Annotated in this window: 4 protein-coding genes; 3 read left to right on the top strand and 1 reads right to left on the bottom strand. The window is 37.4% G+C overall.

Annotation, left to right across the window (positions count from 1 at the left end; genetic code table 11):
* The first annotated feature begins 255 nt into the window (after positions 1-255).
* The gene (locus L0668_RS20480; RefSeq protein ID WP_235314593.1) at positions 256-720 is read left to right on the top strand and encodes a DUF2846 domain-containing protein; all 465 of its coding nucleotides are present in this window, start codon (positions 256-258) and stop codon (positions 718-720) included.
* 24 nt (positions 721-744) lie between these two features.
* Positions 745-969: a hypothetical protein gene (locus L0668_RS20475; RefSeq protein WP_235314592.1), complete on the top strand. Its 225-nt coding sequence runs from the start codon at positions 745-747 to the stop codon at positions 967-969.
* 95 nt (positions 970-1,064) lie between these two features.
* Here the strand turns inward: L0668_RS20475 and L0668_RS20470 are convergent, their stop codons facing one another.
* Positions 1,065-1,448, bottom strand: a complete 384-nt coding sequence (locus tag L0668_RS20470) for a hypothetical protein (protein ID WP_235314591.1) — start codon at positions 1,446-1,448, stop codon at positions 1,065-1,067.
* A gap of 77 nt (positions 1,449-1,525) precedes the next feature.
* Here L0668_RS20470 and L0668_RS20465 point away from each other — a divergent pair.
* Positions 1,526-2,927: DEAD/DEAH box helicase family protein (locus tag L0668_RS20465; protein ID WP_235314590.1), on the top strand; the 1,402-nt coding region annotated here is incomplete at its 3' end.

Raw genomic sequence — 2,927 nt, 5'->3', positions numbered from 1 at the left:
CAGCTATTTCCTTACCCTTAAATTTTCCGTGATCTCTGAAGCTATTCTACGTAAATCGAACATTTATTTTATTATTTACGCTGGACGCCTTCCCTGAATCACAAACCTCAGTAAAGTATTGATAAGTACTGTTCATATTGTTGGAAATTTCACAGTCTATATTTAAACACTTTGACCTTGACTTTCTAATTCACTCCTTGATAAGTTACTGATAATAATAAATTTACCACATATAAAATCTAAAGGACTAGCGGTATGAAGTTTTTGTTTCCCCTCTTACTTGGCTTATTAATTACTGGTTGTGTTTCAACTGCAAATGGCCCTCAATTTACTGAATTAAATATTAAAGACTCTTCATTAGGCATTGCCTATGTTTACAGACCAAACTTGGGTTATTTTGGTCAAAGTGTATACGATATTGATATATTTATAGAAAACCAAAAAGTATCAAGCTTGGCTAAAGACAGTTATGTGCCTATTAAGCTAACCGAAGGCAAGCATACTATTACGTCGAAAACTTTGGGCGCTCCAACTGTAAATTTAGAACTGAATGTTACAGGAGGTGATGTTTACTATATTAAAACAGGGAATAAGTTTGAAAATAAAATCGTTGTTACGACCCACCACAATAATTTAGAAGTTGTTCCAGAAAGTATCGCTAAAGATGAAATTTCGACACTCAAACTAATATCAAACAACTATAACAAAGCTACATTTTAACCATCTAACAAAAGAGAAAGTGCAATGAATAGAATTAAAGTAACCTTATTATCCGTTATAACAATTATTACATTGACAGGCTGTTCAGCAGGTCTAGCTAACATGTATGAGGGAGAAATATCTGCAAACCAACAAGCCTTGGCTAACTTAGGTCCTGAATCAGAAGACACTCCTGACGAAGCTCGCAGACGTAAAATACACGAGGCTAATATCGCAGAAGCTAAACAAAAATTAGGCGAAGTTAATTAAAATAAGACCAGAAATGCCCCAAGTTATTCCAGCAGGTTGCGAATGAATTCGAATAAAACATAATCATACTCTGGGTTAACTAAGGGGCAGTTAGCCTAATAATTGTTTTCTCTCTCCAACTCCCATCTTTCATCTAAGTCTTGGGTACTAATAAAATCATAATCACAATTGGGAGATGCTCCATTTGGCTTCGACCAAGCGCTTCTTGCTCCACATCTATTGCCTGCTCTATCGGTATCGTAAGGGCATGCGCAGATACCTGAATAGTCATCTTCTTCATTGGACAAATACCCACTTACAAAACCATTTTTTCTAGCTCTTGTTGAGGCAGAGTCATTTGAGTTTGGCATTGCTGCTGCAACTACCATTAAATCAACCCAAGCATTTCTATGTTTACCTGACTTTGTTGTGTAGTTACCTGCACATCCTGAAAAGAAAAGAACAAAACATAAAGCCCAAGCATTAAAAAATGTACGCATAATAATCTAAGTCCCTGATAATATTATATTTCATGCTAACATAATAAATCGTTTCGAAAAGGGGGAGCAGGTATATCATGGAAATTTTTTACGTTGACGGAGTATGTGGTTCAGGTAAAACCCAGACTGCTATTAAGAAAATCTCAGCTCGAGTCGCAGCAGGTGAGACAGTACTTTATGTTACAGAGACGAAGCGGCTATTAGAACAAACAAAAGAAGGCTTCGAAAAGCTAAATGTACCCTGCAGTCTTTTAGTCGCACCTAAACAGTCAAGTTGGCGCAAGCAGTACAAGTCAGTAATTCAAGATATCGTCAAGGGGATCTCATCAGCTTCAGAATTTCCGCATGTTATTCTTTGCACAACAAAGTCGCTAATCAGAGCTGCCCATGAAATCCCAGACAAAATCAAGCTTCCTCTGTATATAGACGAGGGGTTCATTGTTGCTGAAGGCAATGAGATTATAAGTAACACAGAATCAGAAACTAGCGGGCTTATGTTTAAACTTGGGTTAGCAAAGGAGAAGCCTAAAGATTTCGATGGACTCGGTTATAAGTTCGCGACAGAACACCAACATATTGTAATGTATGCTGAAAATCCGCTGATGATTGTTGAGTCAAAACCGACAGGCGCTAAATTAAAGTGGAACGCCTATTTAGATTTGCCCGCATTCTGTTCTAAATTCTCGGATATTACTCTACTTGCTGCTTGCCACGAGGATACACTTCAATATCACGCGTTTAAATCAGCCGCAATTAAACAAGTAGCTTTGGACTGGAACTTAGCTAATGAACACGTAACCCAAGGCACGGTAAATATCTTATATGTTTTGGAAAATGCGGAATGGAGAACAACACGCAAAAGCAAATTAACTGACAAGGAACTTGAAGATATTGCACTCACGTTTGAACGAGAACATTGGGACAAGTTTATAAACGTAAAACAAATAGGTGATGAAGGTGAGGCAATCAATGTAAAATCACATGGTTTCAACGACTATTCCAAGCTCCATCATTTCATGGATCTTCATACTCAGATGCCAATACCATCAACCGAGAAGTTCTATATGAAGCGTTTAGGTATGAGTAAATTTGATATCCGAAAAGCTTGCTACCACTATGATCGCTACCAAGGCGCACTCAGAACATCACTTAGAAATAGTAGAAAAGACGATTTAGGCACCGACGATCTGTTTTACTGTTTTGGTGATAAGGGCACTGCAGAGTATTTTGCTAGTAAACTTGCACCATGGGTCAAAAGGAAAATATACAAGTTACCTATTGAATTAGCTATAGACACAGAAGGTAAAGCAACTTACTCGAATAAAGTCAGTGATAACAAAGCAGAGCAAAAAGCAAGAGGTAGGGACAGAGCAAAACTAACTGAGCTAGACCCTGATATTAAAAGGTTAGATAAAGCATTAATTTATTTGCGTGATTTAAGACGAATGAACCCTGATAAAAGGATAACGAAAGCAATCT

Origin of the sequence: Paraglaciecola algarum (assembly GCF_021532655.1) — a bacterium.
Lineage (GTDB): Bacteria > Pseudomonadota > Gammaproteobacteria > Enterobacterales > Alteromonadaceae > Paraglaciecola > Paraglaciecola algarum.
This window is presented reverse-complemented; position numbering and strand designations above follow the sequence as displayed.